Origin of the sequence: Salmonella enterica subsp. arizonae (genome assembly GCF_008692845.1) — a bacterium.
Lineage (GTDB): Bacteria > Pseudomonadota > Gammaproteobacteria > Enterobacterales > Enterobacteriaceae > Salmonella > Salmonella arizonae.
In genome coordinates this window covers 113,826-139,020 of sequence record NZ_VXJW01000008.1, presented here as the reverse complement: position 1 = coordinate 139,020, position 25,195 = coordinate 113,826, and the positions used below count along the sequence as shown (strand labels likewise).

Here is a 25,195-nt window from a genome sequence, read left to right as displayed (position 1 = left end):
GCAGTAATCATTGCAATGCAAAAGATTGCAGTAAACTAAAAAATAAAATTTAATCATTATCAGATTTGTAAAAGGAATTCATTTCGGTAACGGCATTGCGCATATGATAACGTATCAAGCCTTATTACGTTTTTTGTAAGGGGAATCCGCTTGCGCAGTTGCCGCCCAGGAAGAAAAATCATTACCGAAGCTGTGGTCAGGTTTCAGAAAAGGATAAACAAATGAAAAATGTAATCATATACGGTATTAACTGGACTAATTGTTATGCCCTTGAGTCCATCTTTAAGCAAAAATACCCGGAAAAGCGCGTCAAAACGTGTAACTCGTTAACCGCCCTCCTGCATTCTATATCCGCTATGCCGGATGCCGGGCTGATTTTATCTTTGAACCCTCATGAGCATGTTTATCTTTTTCATGCGTTGCAGTCGCGGTTGCAGAGCCGTAAAGTTCTGGTAGTGGCAGATCGCTTGTATTATATCGATCGCTGTGTGCTGCAATATTTTGGCGTTATGGATTATGTTTTAAAAGACGAGTTATCCTGCATTATCCGCCCGGATCGAGAGAAACCCCGTCTTCCGGAAGCCTGGTTGCGTTTTTGCCACAGGCCACAGCGGAAAACCGTGGCTACTACGTATGCTTTTAATGTTAATGAGACGCCGGAAGAGGTACTATTTAATATTAATCAATATGCCTGGTGGAATCTACCGCCCGGTGTCACCCAGGCCAAATATGCGTTGCTAATATTATTATCTTCCGGGTATCCGGCAATTGAACTGGCGAAAAAATTTGGTCTGGGAACGAAAACTGTCAGTATTTATCGCAAGAAGATGATGCATCGTTTGGGGATGGACTCTTCACCGCTGTCGCTGTTCCGCGGGCTAAAGTTAGACGCGCATTTACAGCGCACTACTGTTGCACATAACCGTAGCGTACAGGACGATAATTGTCCTTTGCCGGTTGCGGTAGGAATGAATTAAAACGCAATCTATTGAGCAAGAATTATCTGCTATCACTCATAGTTATAAACTGCGTATATGCCTGGATTTTACAGACCTTAATGAGAAATAATTATATTATGTTGGGTTAGCCAAACTCTGAACAACTATTTTCGACACAGGAAAAATGTGAAGGAGCAAGCAGCTCATCTTTACGCTTATTTCCAGTAAATTTAAAGATAGCTGCTTACCATACTAGCTCACAACAGATATATGGCGGTTTTCTATTTCAACAACCATATTGCATCTTCTGAAAGCTGCTTTTAACCGTGCGCCTTTGGTACGACTTCGTTACGCCTGTCGCGCCATGTTGAGTAAATAAATGCCGCAATAAATACGATGGCAAACAATACCACAATGGTCGGCGCTGGCGCGCTATCAAAATAAAATGACAGATAGACGCCGGCAAAAGCGGTAATCACTGACAGACTAACCGCTAAACCCAGTGCGCGCGCAAAGCGTCGCGTCAGCAAAATGGCAATCGCGCCGGGGGCGATAAGCAGTGAGATCGACAGAATAATCCCCACCGATTTCAGCGTGGCGACGATAGTTAGCGCAATCATACACAATAAGCCGTAATGCAGTAGCGTGGTATTCAGTCCGCATGCTTTCGCCTGGTGCGGGTCAAAAGCATATAGCAGGAGATCTTTCCATTTCAGCCCAATAATTAATGCAATACCCAGCGCAATAATCGCCGTTTGCATGATATCTCCCAGCGATACGCCCAGCATATCGCCGAACAGGATGTGATCCAGATGCACTTCCGATTGAATAGAGACATAGAGCACCAGACCTGCGCCAAACATCCCGGAAAAGACGATGCCCATCACCGTATCACGTTTGATGCGGCTGTTCTCGTCCAGATAACCGGTCGCGATAGCGCAAAATAATCCGGCAATGAAAGCGCCAATTGCCAGGGGAATCCCCACAATATATGCCAGCACGACCCCGGGGAATACGGCATGACTCATTGCATCTCCCATTAACGCCCAACCTTTTAATACTAAAAATACTGACAGCAAGGCGCAGGGAATCGACACAATGACCGAAACCATAAGGGCGTTTACCATAAAATCGAACTGAAACGGCTCCAGTAACGTTGTTAAGAACATGACGGCTCCTTATGCAGGCGGGCGCGCCGACGGTTGGCTAACAGACCGTGCTTCGGGGCGAAAATAAAGGCCGTGATGAACAGTAAGGTTTGCATGACGACAATAATCCCGCCAGTGGCGCCATCCAGCCAGTAGCTTAGCCAGGCGCCTAAAAAACTGGTCAGGCTGCCAATCATTACGGCAATCACGAGCAGACGTGGAAAACGCTCGGTGAGTAACCAGGCCGTTGCGCCCGGCGTGACGACAAGACAGATTACCAGGAACGCCCCGACGGTTTGTAAGGCGGCCACGGTGGAGACGGACAATAGGGTGAAAAACAACAGCTTTAGAAGACCTGGATTAAGGCCGATGGAACGCGCATGGGTTTCATCGAAAAAGACGACCATCAAATCTTTCCACTTTAACAGCAGAATTGTCAGCGAGACCACGCCGATAATCGCCAGTTGCACAATATCCGCTGGCGCGATCGCCAGCACGTTGCCGAGAATAATCGTCTGGATATTCACCGACATTGGATTGAGCGAAACCATAAAAAGGCCGACGCCAAAAAAAGAGGAGAAGATAAGCCCGATAATCGCGTCTTCTTTCAGGCGTGAGCGTTGGTTAAGAAAAAGCATACTCCCTGCCGCCAGCCCGCCGGAAAGAAATGCGCCGAGCGAGAAGGGCAGCCCCAACATCCAGGCGCCCGCGACGCCAGGCACAATAGAGTGAGATAGCGCATCCCCAATTAGCGACCAGCCTTTGAGCATCAAATAGCAGGAGAGAAACGCGCACAGGCCGCCCACCATCGCGGAGACCCACATCGCGTTGAGCATATACTGATAGCCAAACGGCTCGACAAGCCAGTTCATGACGATTTTCCTCCACTGGCTACACGCCGGGAAATAAAGGGGCGCTCGTCATCGGTGATGATGTGCTCTTCGCCGCCGCTTAGCGCGATATGGCGTAGAACGCCGCTAAACGCCTGTTCCAGATTAGCAGCGGTAAAAGTAGTTTCTGTCGGACCGCTGGCCAGCACGGTCCCTTTAATCATGACCGTATAGTCGCAAAACTCAGTGACGGAGCCGAGATTATGCGTTGATACCAGCATGGTACGACCTTCATCGCGCAGTTCCCGTAGCAGATCGATGATTCGTGCTTCGGTTTTTACATCTACGCCGGTAAAAGGTTCATCCAGCAGGATCACCTGGCCATCCTGAGCGATGGCCCTGGCGAGAAACACGCGTTTTTTCTGTCCGCCGGACAGCTCGCCAATCTGCCGGTGGCGATACTCCTGCATATCCACCCGCGCCAGCGCGGCATCAACACAGGCGTGGTCATGCGCTGTGGGACGGCGCAGCCAGCCCATATGGCCGTAGCGTCCCATCATCACCACATCTTCCACCAGTACCGGAAATGACCAGTCCACTTCTTCCGATTGCGGAACATAAGCAATGAGGTTTTTTTTCAGCGCTGTATTGACCGACTGTTGCAGGATAGTGATATCGCCCTGCGCAAGATGCACAAAGCCCATTAACGCTTTAAATAACGTAGATTTACCGGAACCATTTACGCCTACCAGAGCGGAGATTGTACCGCCAGGCACCTGAAAAGTGGCATCCCGTAGGGCGGTATGGCCGTTGCGATACGTCACCGTGACTTGATCAACGGTAATCGCAGATTGACTCATTGTTGACTCCTCAGTCCGTCGTTAATGCCCTTGACGATGGTTTCGGTAGTGACACGGAGCAGATCCAGATAGGTTGGTACAGGACCATCGGCGGCGCTCAGAGAATCGACATACAGCACGCCGCCATAATGCGCGCCGGCTTCACGCGCGACCTGGCGGGCAGGTTTATCGGAAACCGTACTCTCGCTAAAGATGGCGGGAATATGGTGCTTTTTAATGGTATCAATCACTTTACGCACCTGTTTTGGCGTACCCTGTTGATCGGCGTTAATTGGCCAGAGATAGAGCTCTTTCATGTTGTTATCGCGCGCCAGGTAAGAGAAAGCGCCTTCGCTGGTGACCAGCCAGCGCTGATCGGCGGGGATTTTTTCCAGTTCGGCGCGTAGCGGATCGGCCAACTGGCGAATTTTCGCTTTATAGCGTTCGGCGTTTTGCTTATAGATCTCCGCATTATCCGGATCGTACTTCACCAGCGCGTCGCGAATGTTATCGACATAAATCAGCGCGTTTTCTGCCGACATCCAGGCGTGCGGGTTAGGTTTACCGTTGTACGGGCCTTCGGTAATCCCCATCGGCTTGACGCCGGTGGAGACGACCACTTCCGGTACGCCGGAAAGGTGCTGATAAAAGCGGGCGAACCACCGCTCCAGGTTCAGACCATTCGCGAGGATAAGCTGGGCCCCCTGCGCTCGTTTAATATCGCCGGGCGTTGGCTGATATTCATGGATTTCAGCGCCGGGCTTGGTAATCGAGCTGACTTCCGCTGCGTCGCCCGCCACGTTTTTCGCCATGTCGGCAATAACGGTAAACGTGGTGATTACTTTAAATTTCTCTTTTGCATAGGCCGACGATAGCGCGAGCATCGCTACAATGCCGACAATCAGGAGTGTTTTCAGACGACGCAGATTCGTCATAGTATCCCTCACAACAATATGGTTAATTAATCATCGAATATAGCCTTTGCTATGTTATATAGCACAAGGTATGAATAAATGAAAATAATTCTTATTTGCGTGAGCGCGACGATACGCAGTCATAGTGTTAAAGAGGGATAAGGTGTAAAATAAATACACATTAATATTCGGAGAGGACACGATGTCTGGTAACCGTATCGCTCGCGAAAAGCTGACCATCAAAAAAATGATCGCGCTCTACGCGAGTCGGTGTCCGCAAGCTTCCAATGATGAGGCGCATTATGATGCATTGTTTTCCTACGCGCAAAAACGCCTTGATAAGTGCGTATTTGGCGAGGACAAACCAGCCTGTAAGCAGTGCCCGGTGCACTGCTATCAACCGGCCAGACGCGAGGAGATGAAGCAGATTATGCGTTGGGCAGGGCCGAGAATGCTCTGGCGGCACCCTGTTCTGACCGTGCGGCACTTTATTGACGATAAGCGCCCCGTTCCGGAATTACCGGAAAAATATCAGCGCAAAAAATGAACAGGAAGCGCCAGTCCTGGGGCGCGCATAACCTCCTGTCCGGGTAAGGTGCCTGCGCCGCCGCCCTACACCCCGTTACGCTAACGCGTCTTTATCAATGCCTAATCGCTTCATACGCGAAAGCAGGGTAGTTCGTTTAAGCCCCAGACGCTGCGCCGCGCCTTTTGGTCCAGCCACTACGCCGTTAGTCTCTTTCAATACGCGTACAATAAGCTGATATTCATCTTCGCCCTCTTTGGCGATTTCAGTAGCAACAGGCGGGGTATCGGGCGTGACGGCGGCGATATCCGGCAGCGACAGTTGTAGCACGTTGCCGCGCGTCAGCAGGACGGCGCGCTCGACGACATTCTCCAGTTCGCGTACGTTTCCCGGCCATTCCATGCCGCTGAGCGTGCGCAGCGTTTCGGCGGGAATACTGTCGATATTACGGCCCATTCGGCGGGCGATTTTAAAGGTAAACGCTTTGACCAGTAGCGGAATATCTTCCGGGCGTTCGCGTAATGGAGGAAGCTGGATCGGAAAAACATTCAGCCGATAGTAGAGATCGTTGCGGAATTCGCGGTCGGCGACCATTTTTTTCAGATCGCGGTTAGTGGCGGCGATCAGCCGCACGTCGGTCTGGATCAGTTTATTACTGCCGAGACGTTCAAACTCTTGTTCCTGAAGGACGCGCAACAGCTTAGGCTGTAGCTCCAGCGGCATGTCGCCCACTTCATCCAGAAACAGCGAGCTTTTATCCGCCAGCTCGAAACGGCCAATCCGCTGCGCGCTGGCGCCGGTAAACGCGCCGCGCTCATGACCAAACAGATCACTTTCCAGCAGACCCGCCGGCATCGCGGCGCAGTTCATCTTTACCATTCTGCGCCCGCTACGTCCGCTCAGGTTGTGAATGGCGCGGGCAATCAACTCCTTACCGGTTCCCGTTTCGCCCAGAATCAGCACGGTACTGTCGCTCTGCGCCACCATCTCAACCTGCTTTAGTACGTTGTACATCGCTTCGCTGCGCCCGATGATCTCGCCAAATTCGCTGTCGACGTTATTAAGCTGCTCCGTGAGCGCCAGATTTTCATCGACCAGGCGTTCTTTCAGACGGTGGATTTCCTGATAGGCCAGCGCATTATCCACCGCAATCGCTACCCGTTCGGCAATCTGGCGCAGCAGCTTCAGGTTGGCGGTGGTAAACACTTTTTCTTCGCACTGCGCCAGTTTGAGCACGCCAAGCATCGTATTGCCGGACATCAACGGCAGCAGACAGAGCGTCTGGATCTGATTGCCCCAGGTGTCGAACAACATTCGTTCATAAGGGGCAAGCGGATCGCGTTCGTTGAGGTTGATAAGCAGCATCTCTTTACTCTTAAAGACGCGCTCCGTGAGCGTGCCGGCTTCGTCGACTTCACTCTGTTCGTGCGCCGGGTGACGCTCATCAAGGTAGTGGGTGGAGTAAATATTCAGTTTATTTTTGCGATGGCTGCGCAACACAATGCTGATCGCGTCGATGTTGAAATAGTGGTGAATCTCTTTAGCAACTTCGCTTACCAGTTCGTCAATATCCAGACGCGACAGGACGGCGTTGGTGATCGCAACCAGAATACGGAAGTTATCGCGCTCGCGGCACAACAGATCATAATCGACATTATTGTTTACCCGGTTTTGTATTTGCTCGGCAACCACGCCGACAATTTGGGTAAACGTATGCAGACGGTCATACTCCTTTTCACTCCAGGGGCGATCTTCCTGACGGATAAACTCACAGCCGCCGAAAATACGGCCTTCTGCAGCTAAAGGGAGCAGGCAGTAGTGACCAAATTCAGGGTAGAGGCCGCTTGTGGCAAGTTGCGGCCAGGTTTCGGTAAACTCATGGAAATTACAGTGCAACGCATCGGGGCGAGAGAGGATGCGACGTACCGGGCCGTGCGCCAGTACGGTTTCATCTTCATATTCAACAGGACGGCCATTTTCTCGCGTCGCATAATATTGTGCGCGTTGCGATTGCGCCTGCCATAGCACAATGCCAGCGCTGTCGGCGAGCGCAGAGCGCTTTACCAGTTGCGAAAGCGCTTCACTGAGCGACGCCAAATCGGGCTGCTGCAATAAGGTACGAGTGATATCGAACAAGCCTTGCTGTCCAAGATCGCTCATGGGTGTATACGACATGTTGCTTTTCCAGGAAAATACCGCAGCGCGGTGCGAAAAGGTCTATGAATTATAGGTATTCGTTTTACATTTTTGCCGGATGGCGCTGACGCTTATCCGGTAGCTACGAGTCAGGCCCGATAAGCGTAGCGCCACCGGGCTGTGTATCAGCATATACGAGGCAGCGGTTCGGCGTGTGGCAAATCAAGGGTTCGCTTCACGCCATAGAGTCCGGCTAAGCGAACGCCTTTGCGCTCCACGACTTCGCCAATCAGCGCCGCATCACTTCCCAGCGGATGCGCGCGTAACGCCGCCAGCGCCTGCTCTGCGGCCTGCCGCTCAACGGCAATCACCAGTTTACCTTCATTGGCGAAGTTCAGAGCATCTAGCCCCAACAGCTCGCAGACGCCCCGCACGGCAGGCTTGAGCGGAAGTGCGGATTCGGACAATTCAATACCGAAACCGCAGGCCGCCGCAAACTCATGGGCGACCGCATTTACGCCGCCGCGCGTGGCGTCACGCAATGCCTTCACTCCGTTTATATGACGCAGCGTCTGAATAAGCGGCGTTAATACTGCGCAGTCACTCGCCAGCTCGCCATCCAGCCCCAGTTGCTCGCGCAGATTGAGGATAGTGGCGCCGTGATCGCCAAGCGTACCGCTGACTAACAGCACATCGCCAGCGCTTAACGTCTGCGCGCCCCAGCGAATATCGGCGGGAATCGCCCCCATGCCGGCGGTGTTGATAAACAATTTATCCGCCGCGCCGCGCTGCACAACTTTGGTGTCGCCGGTTACAATGGCGATACCCGCTTCCCGCGCGGTCGCCGCCATGCTATTTACCACGTTTTTTAACGTCTCCATCGGCAGCCCTTCTTCAAGGATAAAGCCGCAGGAGAGATAGCGGGGGATCGCGCCGCTCACCGCAACGTCGTTCGCCGTACCGCAAATCGCCAGTTTGCCGATATTGCCGCCGGGGAAAAAGAGCGGATCGATCACATAGCTATCGGTAGAAAACGCCAGACGGTCGCCCTCCGCCGTCAGTGGCGCCAGATCCAGACGCGCCTGATCTTCTTGTTCCGCCAGCCACGGGTTGGCAAAGGCCTCCATAAACAGACTATTAATCAACTGTTGCATAGCCTGACCGCCGCTACCGTGGGCGAGTTGTATATTGTTCAAACTTCACACTCCTGCTGACGATACTGATACCAGGCGGCGCATGCGCCTTCTGAAGAGACCATCAGAGCGCCGAATGCAGTCTCAGGGTTACACGTTTTACCAAATAGCGGACACTGATGCGGCTTGCATCTGCCGGTCAGCACTTCGCCGCAGCGGGCGCGCGGATCGTCATAGACCTGCTGCGGCGCTGGACGGAAATGCGCTTCGGCGTCAAAACGCTGATACTCTGGCGTCAGGTGGACGCCGGAAGATTCAATCACGCCCAAGCCGCGCCATTCGCTGTCGCCATTAACGCAGAACACATCGGCGATGGCCTGCTGCGCCAGCATGTTTCCGGCATCCGGCACTACGCGACGGTACTGATTTTCGACCTGGCTTAGGGCCGCTATTTTCTGCTCAACCAGCATCATCACGCCTTGCAGTAGATCAAGCGGTTCGAATCCAGCCACCACCAGCGGACGATTAAAATCGGCGGCGATAAACTGGTAAGCCTCGGTGCCGATGACCATGCTGACGTGGCCTGGCGCAAGAAATGCGTCAATGCCGTTATCCGGCTGCTCCAGTAGACTACGCAGCGTCGGGATCAGCGTGATGTGCTGGCAGAAAAAGTAGAAGTTCCGCACGTCGCGTTGTTTTGCCTGCTGAAGCGTGATGGCGGTGGTCGGCATGGTGGTTTCAAAGCCCAAACCGAAGAATACTACTTTGCGGGTCGGATTATCCTGCGCCAGCTTCAGCGCGTCCATCGGTGAATAAACAATACGGACATCCGCGCCGCGCGCTTTGGCCTGCAACAGCGACCCCTGTTTGCCCGGCACGCGCATGGCATCGCCAAAGGTGCAGAAAATGACCTCCGGATGGCTGGCGATTTCCACGCAACTGTCGATACGTCCCATCGGCAGCACGCACACCGGACAACCGGGGCCGTGAATAAACTCCACGTTTTCCGGCAGTAATTGATCGAGACCAAATTTAAATATCGCATGGGTATGGCCGCCGCAGACTTCCATAATGCGCAACGGACGCTCGGCAGTGTAAGGAAGGTGCGCGGCGCGTTCACGCAGGCGCTCAATTAACTGCATTACCTGTTCCGGCGCGCGGTATTCGTCAACAAAACGCATTATCTCTCCTCACCATACAACAGTGCGCCGACGTCCGGCTCAACATCAAACATGTTCTGTAGCGCGTCGAGCGTATCGCGCGCTTCTGCTTCGTTAATGACGCTCATGGCGAATCCGACATGAACCAGCACCCACTGACCCAGACGCGGCTGACCGTTTTCATCACAACTGCCGACTAATGTGAGATCGACATCGCGCTGAATGCCGCAAACGTCAACTTTCGCCTGGTTGCCGTCAATGGTGCGGATTTGACCCGGAACGCCTATGCACATCGCTGTGCCTCCAGCCAGGCCAGCCACTGATCCATGCCTTCGCCGCTGGTAGCGGAAATCAGAATAATTTCAATCTCCGGGTTCACTTCGCGCGCGCTGGCGATGCACTTCTCAACGTCAAAATTGAGGTAGGGCAGCAGATCGACTTTATTAAGCAGCATTAGCGACGCGGCGGCAAACATATGGGGATACTTCAGCGGCTTATCTTCGCCTTCGGTTACGGAAAGCACCGCGACTTTATGCTTTTCGCCCAGATCGAAGCTGGCCGGGCAGACGAGATTACCGACGTTTTCGATAAACAGAATGCCGCGGTCATCCAGCGGCAGACGCGGCGCGGCGTCGGCGATCATCTGCGCATCAAGATGGCAGCCTTTACCGGTGTTGACCTGAATGGCTGGCGTGCCGGTGGCGCGGATACGGGCGGCGTCGTTCACCGTCTGCTGGTCGCCTTCAATGACCGCGCAAGGAACGCGGTCTTTCAATTTCATCAGCGTCTCGGTCAGCAGAGTGGTTTTACCGGATCCGGGACTAGACACCAGGTTGAGCACCAGTTGCTGGTGGGCGGCGAAACGGGCGCGGTTGCGCTCAGCCAGACGATTATTTTTGTCCAGCACGTCGATTTCCACTTCCAACATTCGCCGTTGGCTCATGCCTGGCGCATGGGTTCCGGCTTCGCCGTGACCATAATGCAGATCGCCTTCTGTGGTCTGACTTGGGGCAAAGTCAGGCGTTTTAATGCCAGTAATTTTCAGAGTCGGACGAGCCGCTGGGGCAAAGGGCGCGCTACGAAACGCTGAGTGCGGATTATGCTCATCGCCTTCTATATAAAGGTTGCCTTCAGCGCAACCGCAAGTCGTACACATCGCTTACTCCTGATCTTGTTACTTGCTGTAAACCTGTCGCCGGACGGCGGCGTTGCCTTATCCGGCCTATAATATATGTGCTGTTCCTGTGGGCCGGATAAGACGCTTAAGCGTTGCCATCCGGCGCTGGAGTCTCATCAATCTCTATGCGCCGAATTTGTAAGCCGTCATCGGCCACAATTCGCAGCGTATCGCTATGACATTGCGGACAACGACGTACACGATGTGTCAACAACGTGACATATTGTTGACAATGCTCACACCAGCATTCGGCTTCCTGTTCTTCGAGGTGCAGTTTACAACCTTCTGCTATCGTGCCGCGGCATACCAGATCAAAACAAAAGGAAAGAGCGCTGGTTTCTACGCAAGAAAATGCGCCAATCTTGAGCCAGATGGCTGTCACATGTTTTGCGCCGTATGCTGAAGCCTGTTGTTCAATCAATTCCAGTGCCCGTTGGCAGAGGGTGATTTCGTGCATATCGCCTCCCGTAGTAGTTGCCCCTGTATAGCAATATTTATGCCAATATTTTTATCCCCTGACCATGTAACGTCGATAATGACGAAATGACATGTCGTCACCGCGTCGAAACAGCAGTAATCATACAAATAATATATAAAAAACAATAACTTAAAAATTGGCATGGAAAATGCTTAACGCAGGCATCTCTGTTGAACGGATAACCTGACATGACTATTTGGGAAATAAGCGAAAAGGCCGATTACATCGCGCAACGGCATCGTCGCCTACAGGACCAGTGGCATATTTACTGCAACTCGCTGGTTCAGGGGATTACCCTCTCGAAAGCGCGCCTGCATCACGCAATGAGCTGCGCGCCGGAAAAAGATCTTTGTTTTGTCCTGTTTGAGCACTTTCGTATTTACGTCGCGTTGGCGGATGGTTTTAACAGCCACACCATTGAGTACTACGTTGAAACCAAAGATGGCGAAGATAAGCAATTGATTGCACAGGCGCAGCTCGATATCGACGGCAAGGTTGACGAGCGGGTTAACAACCGCGATCGCGAGCAGGTGCTGGAGCACTATCTGGAAAAAATCGCCAGCGTTTACGACAGCCTCTATGCCGCGGTGGAAAACAACTCGCCGATCAATTTGCGCCAACTGGTAAAGGGACACAGCCCGGCTGTACAAGCCTGAGGCGTTGCCTGCTTTGATTCGCGATGTGGCGTTGCGCCACGTCATGAATGTTTTGGGGATGGGCGTGTCGATAAGTGTCGAAAATGACATTTCAACGGCATGTTTTCGTCAAAAATGACAATCACCTGAGGAATGCCTGGTGAATCGTTTTGTAATTGCTGACTCCACTCTCTGTATCGGCTGCCGCACCTGTGAGGCCGCCTGTTCAGAGACGCATCGCCAGCATGGCCTGCAATCAATGCCGCGCCTGAAAGTGATGCTGAATGAAAAAGAATCTGCGCCGCAGCTCTGTCACCACTGTGAAGATGCGCCATGCGCCACGGTATGCCCGGTTAACGCGATTAACCGCGTTGACGGCGCTGTCCAGCTTAATGAAAGCCTGTGCGTGAGCTGCAAATTGTGCGGTATTGCCTGTCCGTTTGGCGCTATTGAGTTTTCCGGCAGCCGTCCGCTGCATATTCCGGCGAACGCCAATACGCCGAAAGCGCCGTCCGCGCCGCCTGCGCCTGCGCGTGTCAGTACGCTGCTGGACTGGGTGCCGGGCATACGCGCTATCGCGGTGAAATGCGATCTCTGTAGCTTTGACGAGCAAGGCCCGGCCTGTGTGCGGATGTGTCCGACCAAAGCGCTACACCTGGTGGATAACACGGATATCGCCCGCGCCAGTAAACGTAAACGTGAGCTGACCTTTAATACTGATTTCGGCGATCTCACCTTGTTTCAGCAGGCTCAGAGTGGGGATGCATAATGAGTTCACTTTCACTGATTACTAGCGGCGTAGTCTGGTTTGTCGCCGCCGCCGTTCTGGCGTTTCTGTTTTCGTTTCATAAAGCGCTGAGCGGCTGGGTTGCCGGTATCGGCGGCGCGGTCGGCAGCTTGTGTACGGCAGGCGCGGGTTTCACCGCACTGACCAGCGCCGTTACGGTAAGCGGCGTGATGCCGTTTACCGGCCAAATGCTGCAAATTACGCCGTTGAATGCTATCTGGCTGATTACGCTGGGGCTGTGCGGTCTGTTCGTCAGCCTGTTCAATATCGACTGGCATCGCCATCCACAGGTAAAAGCCAATGGACTGTTGGTCAACCTGCTGATAGCGGCAGCCGTCTGCGCCGTAGTCGCCAGTAATCTGGGGACAATGGTGGTGATGGCGGAAATTATGGCGCTTTGCGCAGTGTTCCTTACCGGCGGTAGCAAAGAGGGCAAACTGTGGTTTGCGCTGGGTCGTCTCGGTACGCTGTTGCTGGCAATCGCCTGCGGACTGGCGTGGCAACGCTATGGCACGTTGGATATGGGGCTGCTGGATCAACGCGCTCAGCAACTGCCGCTGGGCTCCGATATCTGGCTGCTCGGCGTTATCGGTTTTGGCCTGCTGGCCGGGATTATCCCGCTACACGGCTGGGTGCCGCAGGCGCACGCCAACGCCAGCGCTCCCGCCGCCGCGCTGTTCTCGACCGTAGTGATGAAAATCGGGCTGCTGGGTATTCTGTCGCTGTCGCTGATTGGCGGCAACGCGCCGCTGTGGTGGGGCGTGGCGCTGCTGGTGCTTGGTATCATTACCGCGTTTGTCGGCGGTCTGTATGCGCTGATGGAACATAACATTCAGCGTTTGCTGGCCTATCACACTCTGGAAAACATCGGCATCATCCTGCTCGGTCTGGGCGCGGGCGTCACCGGAATTGCTCTTAATCAGCCGGCGCTGATCGCGCTGGGTCTGACCGGCGGGCTCTATCATCTGGTGAACCATAGCCTGTTTAAAAGCGTGCTGTTTTTGGGCGCAGGCAGCATCTGGTTTTGTACCGGTCATCGCGATATCGAAAAACTGGGCGGTATCGGTAAACGGATGCCGGTTATTTCTATCGCCATGCTGGTCGGTCTGATGGCGATGGCCGCGCTGCCGCCGCTGAACGGCTTTGCCGGCGAGTGGGTGATTTATCAGTCTTTCTTTAGGTTGGGCAACAGCGGCGCATTTGTTGGTCGTCTGTTAGGACCGCTGCTGGCGGTTGGCTTGGCGGTTACCGGCGCGCTGGCGGTGATGTGTATGGCGAAAGTTTACGGCGTGACTTTCCTCGGCGCGCCGCGCACGAAAGAGGCGGAAAACGCCAGTTGCGCGCCGATTTTGATGGGCGTCAGCGTGGTGGCGCTGGCGATTTGCTGCGTACTGGGCGGGGTTGCCGCGCCGTGGCTGCTGCCGATGATTTCTACTGCTGTGCCGTTGCCGCTGGAAACCGCGCACACCACCGTATCTCAGCCGATGATTACGCTGCTGCTGATTGCCTGTCCGCTATTGCCATTCATCATTATGGCGATGTTCAAAGGCAACCGTCTGCCATCGCGCTCCCGCGGCGCGGCCTGGGTGTGCGGCTACGACCACGAGCGGTCGATGGTGATCACCGCGCACGGTTTCGCCATGCCGGTGAAAGAGGCCTTTGCCCCGGTACTTAAATTGCGTCAATGGCTTAATCCTGTCTCTCTGGTGCCGGGCTGGCAGAGCGCGGCGGCGGCAGTGCTGTTCCGTCGTCTGGCGCTGATTGAGCTGGCGGTGCTGGTGGTGATTGTGGTTTCACGAGGAGCCTGAAAATGAGTGTGTTTTATCCGTTAATTCAGGCGCTGGTGCTATTTGCCGTTGCGCCGTTGCTATCCGGTATTACTCGCGTGGCGCGCGCCCGTCTGCACAATCGTCGTGGGCCGGGCGTGTTGCAGGAGTACCGCGACATTATCAAACTGCTCGGTCGTCAGAGTATTGCGCCTGCCGATTCTGGCTGGGTCTTTCGCCTGACGCCGTTTGTGATGGTCGGCGTGATGCTGACTATAGCCACAGCGCTGCCGGTAGTCACCGTTGGATCTCCGTTGCCGCAACTGGGTGATCTGATCACCCTGATTTATCTGTTCGCGATTGCGCGCTTCTTCTTTTCCATCGCCGGTCTGGACACAGGCAGTCCGTTCACCGCGATCGGCGCGAGCCGTGAAGCGATGCTCGGCGTGCTGGTGGAGCCGATTTTGCTGCTGGGCTTGTGGGTCGCCGCGCAGGTGGCGGGCTCTACCCATATTAGCAATATCACCGATACCATTTATCACTGGCCTGTCGCCCGTAGCATCCCGTTAATTCTGGCGCTGTGCGCCTGTGCTTTCGCCACCTTTATCGAAATGGGCAAGCTGCCGTTTGATCTGGCGGAAGCGGAGCAGGAGTTGCAGGAAGGGCCGCTGACCGAATACAGCGGCAGCGGTTTTGCGGTGCTGAAATGGGGCATCAGCCTCAAGCAACTGGTGGTGCTGCAAATGTTCGTCGGCGTATTCCTGCCGTGGGGGCAGATGGAAACCTTCACCGCAGGCGGGTTGCTGCTGGCGTTGGTGATTGCGGTCGTCAAACTGGTTGTCGGCGTGCTGGTGATCGCCCTGTTTGAAAACAGCATGGCGCGACTGCGTTTTTGCGCCACTTCACGCGTGACCTGGTCCGGTTTTGGGTTTGCGTTTTTAGCCTTCGTCTCCTTGCTGGCGGCGTGATTTAAGAGAGTTTGAGCATGTCTGAAGAAAAATTAGGTCAACAATACCTTGCGGCGCTGCACCAGGCGTTTCCGGGCGTGGTGCTGGACGAAGCCTGGCAGACCAAAGATCAGTTGACTATTACCGTGAAGGTGAACTATCTGCCGGAAGTGGTCGAATTCCTCTACTACCAGCAGGGCGGATGGCTGTCGGTGCTGTTCGGTAACGACGAACGTCAGTTGTGTGGCCATTATGCCGTTTATTACGTGATGTCGATGGAGCAGGGCACCAGGTGCTGGGTAACGGTGCGCGTGGAAGTTGATCCGAATAAGCCGGAATATCCCTCCGTCACGCCGCGCGTATCGGCTGCCGTCTGGGGCGAGCGCGAAGTGCGCGATATGTACGGTTTAATACCGGTCGGCCTGCCGGATGAACGTCGTCTGGTGCTGCCGGACGACTGGCCGGACGAACTCTATCCGCTGCGTAAAGACAGCATGGATTATCGTCAGCGTCCAGCGCCCACCACCGATGCGGAAACCTACGAGTTTATCAACGAGCTGGGGGATAAGAAAAATAATGTGGTGCCAATCGGCCCGCTGCATGTCACCTCCGATGAACCGGGCCACTTCCGCCTGTTCGTCGATGGCGAAAACATTATCGACGCCGACTACCGCCTGTTCTACGTCCACCGCGGCATGGAAAAACTGGCGGAAACCCGCATGGGTTATAACGAAGTCACCTTCCTGTCGGATCGCGTGTGTGGTATCTGCGGCTTCGCACACAGCACCGCTTACACCACCTCCGTGGAAAACGCGATGGGCATTCAGGTGCCGGAACGCGCGCAAATGATCCGCGCTATTCTGCTGGAAGTGGAGCGTTTGCACTCGCATCTGCTGAACCTCGGCCTGGCCTGCCACTTTACCGGTTTTGACTCCGGCTTTATGCAGTTCTTCCGCGTGCGCGAAACCTCCATGAAGATGGCGGAAATCCTTACCGGGGCGCGCAAAACTTACGGCCTGAACCTGATCGGCGGGATTCGCCGCGATCTGCTGAAAGAGGATATGATCCAGACCCGTCAACTGGCGCAGCAGATGCGTCGCGACGTGCAGGAGCTGGTGGACATGCTGCTGAGCACGCCGAATATGGAACAGCGTACCGTGGGTATCGGTCGTCTGGACCCGGAAATTGCTCGCGACTTCAGTAATGTCGGCCCGATGGTGCGTGCCAGCGGTCACGCCCGCGACACCCGCGCCGACCACCCGTTTGTCGGCTACGGTCTGCTGCCGATGGAAGTCCATAGCGAGCAGGGTTGCGATGTAATTTCTCGTCTGAAAGTCCGTATCAACGAAGTCTACACCTCGCTGAATATGATCGACTTCGGTCTGGATAATCTGCCGGGCGGCCCGCTAATGGTGGAAGGCTTCACCTATATTCCGCACCGTTTTGCGCTCGGCTTCGCTGAAGCGCCGCGCGGCGATGATATCCACTGGAGCATGACCGGCGACAACCAGAAGCTGTACCGCTGGCGCTGCCGTGCGGCGACCTACGCCAACTGGCCGACGCTGCGCTATATGCTGCGCGGCAATACCGTCTCTGACGCGCCGCTGATTATCGGCAGCCTCGACCCGTGCTACTCCTGTACCGACCGGATGACCGTGGTCGATGTACGTAAGAAGAAGAGCAAAGTCGTGCCGTACAAAGAACTTGAGCGCTACAGCATTGAGCGTAAAAACTCGCCGCTGAAATAAGGAATCGCCATGTTTACCTTTATCAAAAAAGTTATCAAAACCGGCACGGCGACCTCGTCTTATCCGCTGGAACCGATTGCGGTTGATAAAAACTTCCGCGGCAAGCCGGAACATAACCCGCAGCAGTGCATCGGCTGCGCCGCCTGCGTGAATGCCTGCCCGTCGAACGCGCTGACGGTGGAAACCGATCTTGCGACCAATGAGCTGGCCTGGCAATTCAATCTTGGGCGCTGCATCTTCTGTGGACGCTGTGAAGAAGTGTGCCCGACGGCGGCGATTAAGCTGTCGCAAGAGTACGAACTGGCGGTGTGGAAGAAAGAGGATTTTCTGCAACAGTCCCGCTTTGCGCTGTGCAACTGCCGTGTGTGTAATCGTCCTTTCGCCGTGCAGAAAGAGATTGATTACGCCATTGCGCTGCTCAAGCACAATGGTGACAGCCGCGCGGAACATCACCGTGAAAGCTTTGAGACCTGCCCGGATTGTAAGCGTCAGAAATGCCTGGTGCCGTCCGACCGTATTGAACTGACTCGCCATATGAAAGAGGCCAGCTAATGAGCAATTTATTAGGCCCGCGTGACGCCAACGGTATTCCGGTACCGATGACGGTGGATGAATCCATTGCCAGCATGAAAGCGTCTCTACTGAAAAATATTAAGCGTTCGGCATACGTTTACCGCGTGGACTGCGGCGGCTGTAACGGCTGTGAAATTGAAATCTTTGCGACGCTTTCGCCGCTGTTTGATGCCGAGCGTTTCGGCATCAAAGTGGTGCCGTCGCCGCGTCATGCCGATATTCTGCTGTTTACCGGCGCGGTGACCCGCGCCATGCGCTCTCCGGCGCTGCGCGCCTGGCAGTCGGCGCCGGACCCGAAAATTTGTATCTCTTACGGCGCCTGTGGCAACAGCGGCGGTATCTTCCATGACCTGTATTGCGTCTGGGGCGGTACCGACAAAATCGTCCCGGTGGATGTGTATATTCCAGGCTGCCCGCCAACGCCTGCGGCGACGCTGTATGGCTTTGCGATGGCGCTTGGCCTGCTGGAGCAGAAAATCCACGCCCGCGCGCCGGGTGAGCTGGACGATCAGCCCGCAGAGATCCTGCATCCGGATATGGTGCAGCCGCTGCGCGTGAAGGTGGATCGCGCGGCGCGCCGGCTGGCGGGTTATCGTTATGGTCGTCAGATCGCCGATGATTACCTGACACAGTTGGGGCAGGGCGAGCAGCAAGTGGCGCGTTGGCTGGAAGCGGAAAACGATCCGCGTTTAACCGAAATTGTCACCCATCTCAATCATGTTGTTGAAGAGGCGCGTATCCGATGAGCGAACAGGTGGTGTTCAGTCAACTGAGCCGTAAGTTTATTGATGAGAACGATGCGACGCCCGCCGAGGCGCAGCAGGTTGTCTATTACAGCCTGGCGATTGGCCACCACCTGGGGGTCATCGATTGTCTGGAGGCCGCGCTCACCTGCCCATGGGATGAGTATCTGGCGTGGATCGCCACCCTGGAAGCCGGTAGCGATGCCCGGCGTAAAATGGAAGGCGTGCCGAAGTATGGCGAAATCGTCATTGATTTTAACCATGTGTCGATGCTGGCGCGCGCGTTTGATAACGCGCGCGCCGCGCAGACTCCGCAGCAGCAAGAATGGAGTAAACTGATGCTCAGTATGCTGCATGACATCCATCAGGAAAGCGCCATCTACCTGATGGTGAGGAGGCTTCGTGACTGACGTTTTATTGTGTGTTGGCAATAGCATGATGGGTGACGACGGCGCGGGACCGTTGTTGGCGGAAAAATGCGTCGCGCAGCCGAAGGGTAATTGGGTGGTGATTGATGGCGGCAGCGCGCCGGAAAACGACATTGTGGCGATTCGCGAACTGCGCCCCGACCGCCTGCTGATTGTCGACGCTACCGACATGGGACTTAATCCGGGCGAGATCCGCATTATCGATCCGGATGATATCGCCGAAATGTTTATGATGACTACTCACAATATGCCGCTGAACTATCTGGTCGATCAGCTTAAAGAGGATGTCGGCGAGGTCATCTTTCTCGGTATCCAGCCGGATATCGTCGGATTTTATTATCCGATGACCCAGCCGATTAAGGACGCGGTAGACACCGTCTATCAGCGCCTGGAGGGGTGGCTAGGTCACGGCGGATTTGCCGCGCTTGAAGCGCCGGAGGCATAATTTTTAATGCCGAATGAGATAGGCGGCATTTCCCCTCTCCCTAAAGCAGTTGTCATCCGTCATCGTCACTTGTGTCGATGACACGCTTTTGTTCTCCTGAGTAAATAAAATAATTATATATAACAATACCTTAAATGTTGGCATGATTCGTGTATACATCGGCACATCATCTGTTATTGCTGGAGAATTTGATGAACCGTTTCATCATTGCAGACGCGAGTAAGTGCATTGGTTGCCGTACCTGTGAAGTCGCCTGCGTCGTATCCCATCAGGAAAATCAGGATTGCGCATCGCTGACTCCTGAAACCTTTTTACCTCGTATCCATGTCATCAAAGGCGTGAACGTCTCCACGGCAACGCTGTGTCGCCAGTGTGAAGACGCGCCGTGCGCCAACGTCTGCCCGAATGGCGCCATCAGCCGTGATAAAGGCTTTGTTCATGTGATGCAGGAACGCTGCATTGGCTGTAAAACCTGCGTAGTGGCCTGTCCTTACGGCGCAATGGAAGTGGTGGTGCGCCCGGTGGTGCGCAATAGCGGCGCGGGGCTGAACGTGCGTGCCGAAAAAGCCGAAGCCAACAAGTGCGATCTATGCCACCACCGTGAAGCCGGTCCGGCCTGTATGGCCGCCTGCCCGACGCACGCTCTGATCTGCGTCGACCGTAATAAACTTGAACAGTTGAGCGCGGAAAAACGCCGTCGCGCGGCGTTGGATTCAACAGCGTCGTTGCTTTTCTGATTTCTGCAATTGCGCGTAGAATACGCCACAAAGCATTGCCGGATGGCTTTACCCGGCCTACGGCTTGTTCGGTTGTAGGCCTGATAAGCGCAGCGCCATCAGGCATCCGGGTTTGATGATGGCGGGAAAATAAGATGGCGATAGACACACCTTCGGGCGTACAGCTACGTATTCGGGGCAAAGTACAGGGCGTTGGTTTTCGTCCCTTTGTCTGGCAACTGGCGCAGCAGTTGCGATTACACGGCGACGTATGTAATGACGGCGACGGCGTCGTAGTTCGGCTGCTGGAAGAGCCGTCGCAATTTATTGCCGCGCTCTATCAACACTGTCCGCCGCTGGCGCGCATTGACAGCGTTGAACACGAGTCGTTGATATGGGAGCGCACACCGACAGATTTCGCCATTCGTCAGAGCGCAGGCGGCGCGATGAATACGCAAATTGTGCCGGACGCGGCGACCTGCCCGGCATGTCTTGCCGAGATGAATACCCCTGGCGAGCGACGCTACCGTTATCCCTTCATCAATTGCACTCACTGCGGCCCACGCTTCACTATTATTCGCGCTATGCCCTATGACCGGCCATTTACGGTGATGGCGGCATTTCCCCTGTGCCCGGAATGCGACACGGAATACCGCGATCCGTATGATCGTCGTTTTCATGCCCAGCCCGTTGCCTGTCCGGCATGCGGGCCGCACCTTGAGTGGCGCAGCCAATGTGAACGAGCGGAAAAAGAGGCGGCCTTACAGGCGGCGGTCGCCCAATTGAACGCCGGGGGCATTATTGCCGTTAAAGGGCTTGGCGGTTTTCATCTGGTCTGCGACGCGCGCAACAATAGCGCGGTGGCAATGCTGCGGGCGCGTAAACATCGTCCGGCGAAACCACTGGCGGTGATGTTGCCCACGGCGCAAACGCTGCCGACCGCGGCGCGTTCGCTGCTGACCACGCCAGCGGCCCCGATTGTGCTGGTGGATAAGCAGTCTGTGCCTTCGCTGTGTGAGGGCATCGCGCCAGGGCTTACAGAGGTGGGCGTTATGCTGCCAGCCAACCCATTGCAACATCTCTTGTTGCAGGAACTCAATTACCCGCTGGTGATGACGTCCGGCAACCTGAGCGGCAGGCCGCCCGCTATCACCAACGAACAGGCGCTGGACGATTTACACGATATTGCCGATGGTTTCTTGTTGCACAATCGCGATATCGTGCAACGCATGGACGACTCCGTAGTGCGCGACAGCGGTGAAATGCTGCGTCGTTCACGGGGGTACGTGCCGGACGCGATTGCGTTGCCGCCGGGGTTCCGCAATGTGCCGCCGCTACTTTGTCTGGGCGCCGATCTGAAAAATACGTTCTGTCTGGTACGCGGTGAGCAGGCGGTTGTCAGCCAGCATTTGGGCGATCTCAGCGATGACGGTATCCAGGCGCAGTGGCGCGAGGCATTGCGCCTGATCCAGTCAATCTACGATTTTACGCCAGAGCGTATCGTCTGCGATGCGCATCCGGGCTATGTCTCCAGTCGGTGGGCCAGCGAGATGCGCCTGCCGACCGGGGCTGTGTTACACCATCATGCCCATGCGGCGGCCTGTCTGGCCGAGCATGGGTGGCCGCTGGACGGCGGAGAGGTTATTGCCCTGACGGTAGACGGTATCGGGATGGGCGAGAATGGCGCTCTCTGGGGAGGCGAATGCCTGCGGGTAAATTATCGTCAATGTGAACGGCTGGGGGGGCTGCCCGCCGTGGCGCTGCCAGGAGGCGATCTGGCTGCCAGACAGCCGTGGCGCAATCTGCTGGCGCAGTGTCTGCGCTTTGTGCCGGACTGGCAGAATTATCCGGAGACAGCGGGAGTACAACAGCAAAGCTGGAATGTCCTGGCGCGCGCCATTGAGCGCGGCGTCAATGCCCCGCTGGCGTCTTCCTGCGGGCGGTTGTTTGACGCGGTGGCCGCCGCGCTTCGCTGCGCGCCAGCATTGCTTAGCTATGAAGGCGAGGCAGCCTGCGCGCTGGAGGCGCTGGCCTCTCAATGCATTCACGTTGAGCATCCGGTGACGATGCCGCTTAACGGCGCTCAACTGGACTTAGCCGTTTTCTGGCGGCAATGGTTGAGCTGGCAGGCCACGCCCGCGCAACGCGCCTGGGCTTTTCATGATGCGCTGGCGTGTGGGTTTGCCACGCTGATGCGCCAACAGGCTACGGCGCGGGGGATAACCACGCTGGTTTTCAGCGGTGGGGTGATACACAACCGCTTATTGCGCGCACGCCTTTCTTTTTATCTTTCTGATTTTAACTTGTTATTTCCGCAGCAGTTCCCGGCGGGCGATGGCGGATTATCGTTGGGACAGGGCGTGGTTGCCGCGGCGCGCTGGTTGAGTGAAGCGTAGGGGGGGCGGATCGCGGCTGCGCCTTATCCGGCCTACCAATAGAGGCTCACTCGTAGGCCGGATAAGACGCGAAGCGGCGCCATCCGGCATCACAGACTTACACGGGCAGCATTTTCAGGAGCGCAAAGGCCTCTTTCATGCGGTCTTCACTCGCCACAAAGGCGCGCAGTTGTCCTTCTCCGCTCATGCCTTTGGCAATCATACCGTCAGATTCTGCGGTAATATGCCAGCTCAAATCGCGGCGCTGGGTTTCTCCCGCCAGATGCAGCGGCAGTTCCGGTGTTTTGACTTTGACCAGCATCGTCGGTAGCTTTAGCGGCGCCTTGCCGCCGAGCAGATTTTTCGCCAGGTACATCGCGCTTAACTGAATCGGTTGCAGGAAAGGCAGTACCTGACCGTTGATTTCCGCGCAGTCGCCTATCGCGTAAATGTCTGGGTGACTGGTCTGTAGATAGCTATCCACGCAGACGCCGTGGTTGATGACTAACCCGGCACGGCGCGCCAGCGCAGTTTCCGGGCGTAAGCCGGTGGCGGCAATCGCCGCATCTACCTCGATGCGACGCTGACTTGCCAACGTCGCGCGGATACCTGCCTCGCTTTTCTCCAGCTCTTGTAGCTGTGATTTCAGCTGCAGATGCACCCCCATATCAGTCAGACGATGCTGTAAGCGACTGCTCACTTCCGGCGGCATCAACGAGGCGAGAAGACTGGCGGCGTTGTCCATCAGCGTTACCGTTTTCCCGGCGCGGCAGAAATCCATCGCTAATTCACTGCCAATGAGACCGCCGCCGACAATCAGTACCCGCTGCGCTGCGCGCAGTTGTGTTTCACAGGCGCGGTACTCCTGCTGGCTATTCAGAGTAAGCATTAACTCACGTCCTGCAACCGGCGGCACAAAGGCCGCCGCCCCGGTTGCCAGTACCAGTTTGTCGTACTGCCACTGCTTATCCTGGCTTTTCACCACATGGGCATCGGCATCAATGTCAGCAACCCAGGTATGCGGGAACAGTCGCAGATTAAACTGTTCAGCAAATTCCCCCGCTAACTGGCGGGTGAGATCATCGGCGCGCTGCGACTGGCTGATAACGTGGCTGAGATCGGGCTTGTTGTACTCATCCATGCTGTCCGCCGCAATCAGGGTTAACGGCACATGCGCATCTTGTTTACGGATATTTTTGACGAGCTGGCGGGCGGCGAAGCCCGACCCAATAATGATGATCCCTCGACTCATTTTGCCTCCGTCGCCAGTACGTCGAACACGTCTTTACCTAATGAACATTCCGGGCACAGGAAGTTATCCGGCACGTCGCTCCACGGCGTACCCGGCGCGACATCCTGCAACGGCTCGCCCAGCGCAGGGTCGTAAATCCACTGGCATACGCTGCATTGCATTTTAGGGCCGAGGTCTGCGGCGGCGCAGGTTGTGATTTCTTCGGCTGGCGTGGTTTTCTGTGTGGTTTCCGGCAGCGGAGCAAGCGCCCACTGACGCGCGATGTCGCGACCGTGCTGACGGCACAGCTCCAGCGCATCCACATCCGGACGCCATTTCGCTTTCAGACTCAGGGACATTTCAAAACCGGCATCCTGTAAGCGCGTGGACAGTCGATCCACCGCGCCGCCGCTCCAGCCATGCGAACCGAAGGCGCTGGCGCGCTTGTTGCGAAAGCGCAGGCCGGTCATCTCTTCCACCAGACCGGCGATTTTCGGCATCATCACGTTGTTCATGGTAGAAGTGCCGGCCAGCACGCCTTTCGAACGGAAGACGTTGGTCAGTATTTCATTTTTATCGCTGCGGGCGACATTAAAGATTTTGACCGCCACGTTCGGGTCCACTTCGTTGATACCCTGTGCGATGGCATCCGCCATCATGCGAGTATTGTTCGACATGGTGTCGTAGAAAATAGTGATACGATCTTCCTGATAATCTGCCGCCCATTTCAGATACAGTTCCACGATTTGCGTTGGGTTGTCGCGCCATACCACGCCGTGTGAGGTCGCAATCATATCCACCGGCAGGTTGAAGCCGAGGATTTCGGTAATTTTTGGCGTTACCAGACGGCTGAACGGCGTCAGGATGTTGGCGTAGTAGCGCTGGCACTGTTCAAATAGTTCGGTCTGATCCACTTCATCATTGAACAGACGTTCGTCGCAATAGTGCTGACCAAAGGCATCGTTGCTGAATAATACCGCGTCGCCGGTCATATAGGTCATCATGCTATCCGGCCAGTGCAGCATCGGCGTTTCCACGAAGATCAACTGCTTGCCGTTGCCGATATCCAGCGTATCGCCGGTTTTCACCACCTTAAAATTCCATTCCGGGTGATGGTGATGGCCGTTGATAGAATCAATGGCGTTGGCAGTACAGTAGATAGGCGCGTCCGGGATCTGCGCCATCAGTTCGGTCAGCGCGCCTGCATGGTCTTCTTCGGCATGGTTAATGATGATGTAGTCGATGTCCGCGAGGTCGATTTCACTGCGCAGATTTTGCACAAACTCACGGCTAAACTTATGATCGACGGTATCGATCAGCACATTCTTTTCTTCACGAATGAGATAGCTGTTATAGCTGCTGCCGCGCAGCGTTTTGTATTCGGTTCCGTGAAAATCACGTACTTCCCAGTCGCGCTGGCCAACCCAATGAATATTATTTTTAACTAGGATAGACATAACCACCTCAATTCATTCAACGTTTGCAAAAAGTTGCTTTGCTTATTGCAGGTAGTATGCCAATT

At 55.2% G+C, this 25,195-nt stretch carries 25 protein-coding genes; 13 read left to right on the top strand and 12 right to left on the bottom strand.

Features of this window, described 5'->3' with window-relative positions:
- The first annotated feature begins 221 nt into the window (after positions 1-221).
- The gene (locus F4V61_RS16075; protein WP_038394693.1) at positions 222-977 is read left to right on the top strand and encodes a transcriptional regulator; all 756 of its coding nucleotides are present in this window, start codon (positions 222-224) and stop codon (positions 975-977) included.
- Between the two features lie 281 nt (positions 978-1,258).
- On the opposite strand, the gene sitD is transcribed toward F4V61_RS16075, so the two are convergent.
- From sitD to sitA, 4 genes are read right to left on the bottom strand one after another with little or no spacing between them, the layout of a single operon-like run.
- Complete coding sequence (gene sitD / locus F4V61_RS16070; protein ID WP_079828592.1) at positions 1,259-2,107, bottom strand: iron/manganese ABC transporter permease subunit SitD; 849 nt, start codon at positions 2,105-2,107, stop codon at positions 1,259-1,261.
- The gene (gene sitC / locus F4V61_RS16065; RefSeq protein ID WP_079828591.1) at positions 2,098-2,958 is read right to left on the bottom strand and encodes an iron/manganese ABC transporter permease subunit SitC; all 861 of its coding nucleotides are present in this window, start codon (positions 2,956-2,958) and stop codon (positions 2,098-2,100) included. Before sitC ends, sitD begins: the two co-directional genes overlap by 10 nt.
- Positions 2,955-3,776, bottom strand: coding sequence for an iron/manganese ABC transporter ATP-binding protein SitB (gene sitB / locus F4V61_RS16060; RefSeq protein ID WP_058819062.1), 822 nt, complete (start codon positions 3,774-3,776; stop codon positions 2,955-2,957). The genes sitC and sitB overlap by 4 nt, the downstream gene beginning before the upstream one ends.
- On the bottom strand, positions 3,773-4,690 hold the full coding sequence (sitA, locus tag F4V61_RS16055; protein ID WP_000183428.1) for an iron/manganese ABC transporter substrate-binding protein SitA: 918 nt from the start codon (positions 4,688-4,690) through the stop codon (positions 3,773-3,775). Before sitA ends, sitB begins: the two co-directional genes overlap by 4 nt.
- A 181-nt stretch (positions 4,691-4,871) precedes the next feature.
- On the opposite strand from sitA, the gene F4V61_RS16050 reads away from it, so the two are divergent.
- Positions 4,872-5,216: a nitrous oxide-stimulated promoter family protein gene (locus F4V61_RS16050; protein WP_038394696.1), complete on the top strand. Its 345-nt coding sequence runs from the start codon at positions 4,872-4,874 to the stop codon at positions 5,214-5,216.
- A gap of 75 nt (positions 5,217-5,291) precedes the next feature.
- Here the strand turns inward: F4V61_RS16050 and flhA are convergent, their stop codons facing one another.
- From flhA to hypA, 6 genes are all read right to left on the bottom strand, one after another.
- Positions 5,292-7,370: a formate hydrogenlyase transcriptional activator FlhA gene (flhA, locus tag F4V61_RS16045; RefSeq protein ID WP_024131771.1), complete on the bottom strand. Its 2,079-nt coding sequence runs from the start codon at positions 7,368-7,370 to the stop codon at positions 5,292-5,294.
- A gap of 146 nt (positions 7,371-7,516) precedes the next feature.
- Complete coding sequence (hypE, locus tag F4V61_RS16040) at positions 7,517-8,527, bottom strand: hydrogenase expression/formation protein HypE (protein WP_001059903.1); 1,011 nt, start codon at positions 8,525-8,527, stop codon at positions 7,517-7,519.
- Positions 8,524-9,645 (bottom strand): hydrogenase formation protein HypD, encoded by a 1,122-nt coding sequence (gene hypD / locus F4V61_RS16035; RefSeq protein ID WP_058819065.1) that lies wholly within the window; start codon positions 9,643-9,645, stop codon positions 8,524-8,526. Before hypD ends, hypE begins: the two co-directional genes overlap by 4 nt.
- The gene (gene hypC / locus F4V61_RS16030; RefSeq protein WP_079828589.1) at positions 9,645-9,917 is read right to left on the bottom strand and encodes a hydrogenase 3 maturation protein HypC; all 273 of its coding nucleotides are present in this window, start codon (positions 9,915-9,917) and stop codon (positions 9,645-9,647) included. The genes hypD and hypC overlap by 1 nt, the downstream gene beginning before the upstream one ends.
- Positions 9,908-10,780, bottom strand: coding sequence for a hydrogenase nickel incorporation protein HypB (gene hypB / locus F4V61_RS16025; protein ID WP_000337648.1), 873 nt, complete (start codon positions 10,778-10,780; stop codon positions 9,908-9,910). The genes hypC and hypB overlap by 10 nt, the downstream gene beginning before the upstream one ends.
- A 106-nt stretch (positions 10,781-10,886) precedes the next feature.
- Positions 10,887-11,258 carry a hydrogenase maturation nickel metallochaperone HypA gene (gene hypA, locus F4V61_RS16020; RefSeq protein WP_000544458.1) on the bottom strand — a complete coding sequence of 124 codons (372 nt, stop codon included), beginning with the start codon at positions 11,256-11,258 and terminating at the stop codon, positions 10,887-10,889.
- Between the two features lie 209 nt (positions 11,259-11,467).
- On the opposite strand from hypA, the gene hycA reads away from it, so the two are divergent.
- From hycA to hypF, 11 genes are all read left to right on the top strand, one after another.
- Positions 11,468-11,935: a formate hydrogenlyase regulator HycA gene (hycA, locus tag F4V61_RS16015; RefSeq protein ID WP_038394701.1), complete on the top strand. Its 468-nt coding sequence runs from the start codon at positions 11,468-11,470 to the stop codon at positions 11,933-11,935.
- A 139-nt stretch (positions 11,936-12,074) separates the two neighbouring features.
- Positions 12,075-12,683, top strand: a complete 609-nt coding sequence (gene hycB / locus F4V61_RS16010; RefSeq protein ID WP_001079196.1) for a formate hydrogenlyase subunit HycB — start codon at positions 12,075-12,077, stop codon at positions 12,681-12,683.
- Entirely contained in the window at positions 12,683-14,509 is a 1,827-nt protein-coding gene (gene hycC / locus F4V61_RS16005; RefSeq protein WP_000097058.1) for a formate hydrogenlyase subunit 3, read from the top strand. The genes hycB and hycC overlap by 1 nt, the downstream gene beginning before the upstream one ends.
- A 2-nt stretch (positions 14,510-14,511) precedes the next feature.
- Positions 14,512-15,435, top strand: coding sequence for a respiratory chain complex I subunit 1 family protein (locus F4V61_RS16000; protein WP_079828588.1), 924 nt, complete (start codon positions 14,512-14,514; stop codon positions 15,433-15,435).
- Between the two features lie 17 nt (positions 15,436-15,452).
- Positions 15,453-17,162 carry a formate hydrogenlyase subunit HycE gene (gene hycE, locus F4V61_RS15995; protein WP_001288162.1) on the top strand — a complete coding sequence of 570 codons (1,710 nt, stop codon included), beginning with the start codon at positions 15,453-15,455 and terminating at the stop codon, positions 17,160-17,162.
- 9 nt (positions 17,163-17,171) lie between these two features.
- The gene (gene hycF, locus F4V61_RS15990; protein WP_000493769.1) at positions 17,172-17,714 is read left to right on the top strand and encodes a formate hydrogenlyase subunit HycF; all 543 of its coding nucleotides are present in this window, start codon (positions 17,172-17,174) and stop codon (positions 17,712-17,714) included.
- On the top strand, positions 17,714-18,481 hold the full coding sequence (gene hycG / locus F4V61_RS15985; protein WP_000067419.1) for a formate hydrogenlyase subunit HycG: 768 nt from the start codon (positions 17,714-17,716) through the stop codon (positions 18,479-18,481). Before hycF ends, hycG begins: the two co-directional genes overlap by 1 nt.
- Entirely contained in the window at positions 18,478-18,888 is a 411-nt protein-coding gene (locus F4V61_RS15980) for a formate hydrogenlyase maturation HycH family protein (RefSeq protein WP_000003730.1), read from the top strand. The genes hycG and F4V61_RS15980 overlap by 4 nt, the downstream gene beginning before the upstream one ends.
- Positions 18,881-19,351, top strand: coding sequence for a hydrogenase maturation peptidase HycI (gene hycI, locus F4V61_RS15975; protein ID WP_000132976.1), 471 nt, complete (start codon positions 18,881-18,883; stop codon positions 19,349-19,351). The genes F4V61_RS15980 and hycI overlap by 8 nt, the downstream gene beginning before the upstream one ends.
- A gap of 191 nt (positions 19,352-19,542) precedes the next feature.
- Positions 19,543-20,088, top strand: a complete 546-nt coding sequence (gene hydN, locus F4V61_RS15970) for an electron transport protein HydN (protein WP_001078791.1) — start codon at positions 19,543-19,545, stop codon at positions 20,086-20,088.
- 134 nt (positions 20,089-20,222) lie between these two features.
- Positions 20,223-22,463: a carbamoyltransferase HypF gene (hypF, locus tag F4V61_RS15965; protein ID WP_058115561.1), complete on the top strand. Its 2,241-nt coding sequence runs from the start codon at positions 20,223-20,225 to the stop codon at positions 22,461-22,463.
- A 97-nt stretch (positions 22,464-22,560) separates the two neighbouring features.
- Here hypF and norW read toward each other — a convergent pair whose 3' ends face one another.
- The gene (gene norW / locus F4V61_RS15960) at positions 22,561-23,694 is read right to left on the bottom strand and encodes an NADH:flavorubredoxin reductase NorW (RefSeq protein ID WP_038394707.1); all 1,134 of its coding nucleotides are present in this window, start codon (positions 23,692-23,694) and stop codon (positions 22,561-22,563) included.
- On the bottom strand, positions 23,691-25,130 hold the full coding sequence (norV, locus tag F4V61_RS15955; protein WP_079828586.1) for an anaerobic nitric oxide reductase flavorubredoxin: 1,440 nt from the start codon (positions 25,128-25,130) through the stop codon (positions 23,691-23,693). The genes norW and norV overlap by 4 nt, the downstream gene beginning before the upstream one ends.
- Positions 25,131-25,195: the final 65 nt, after the last annotated feature.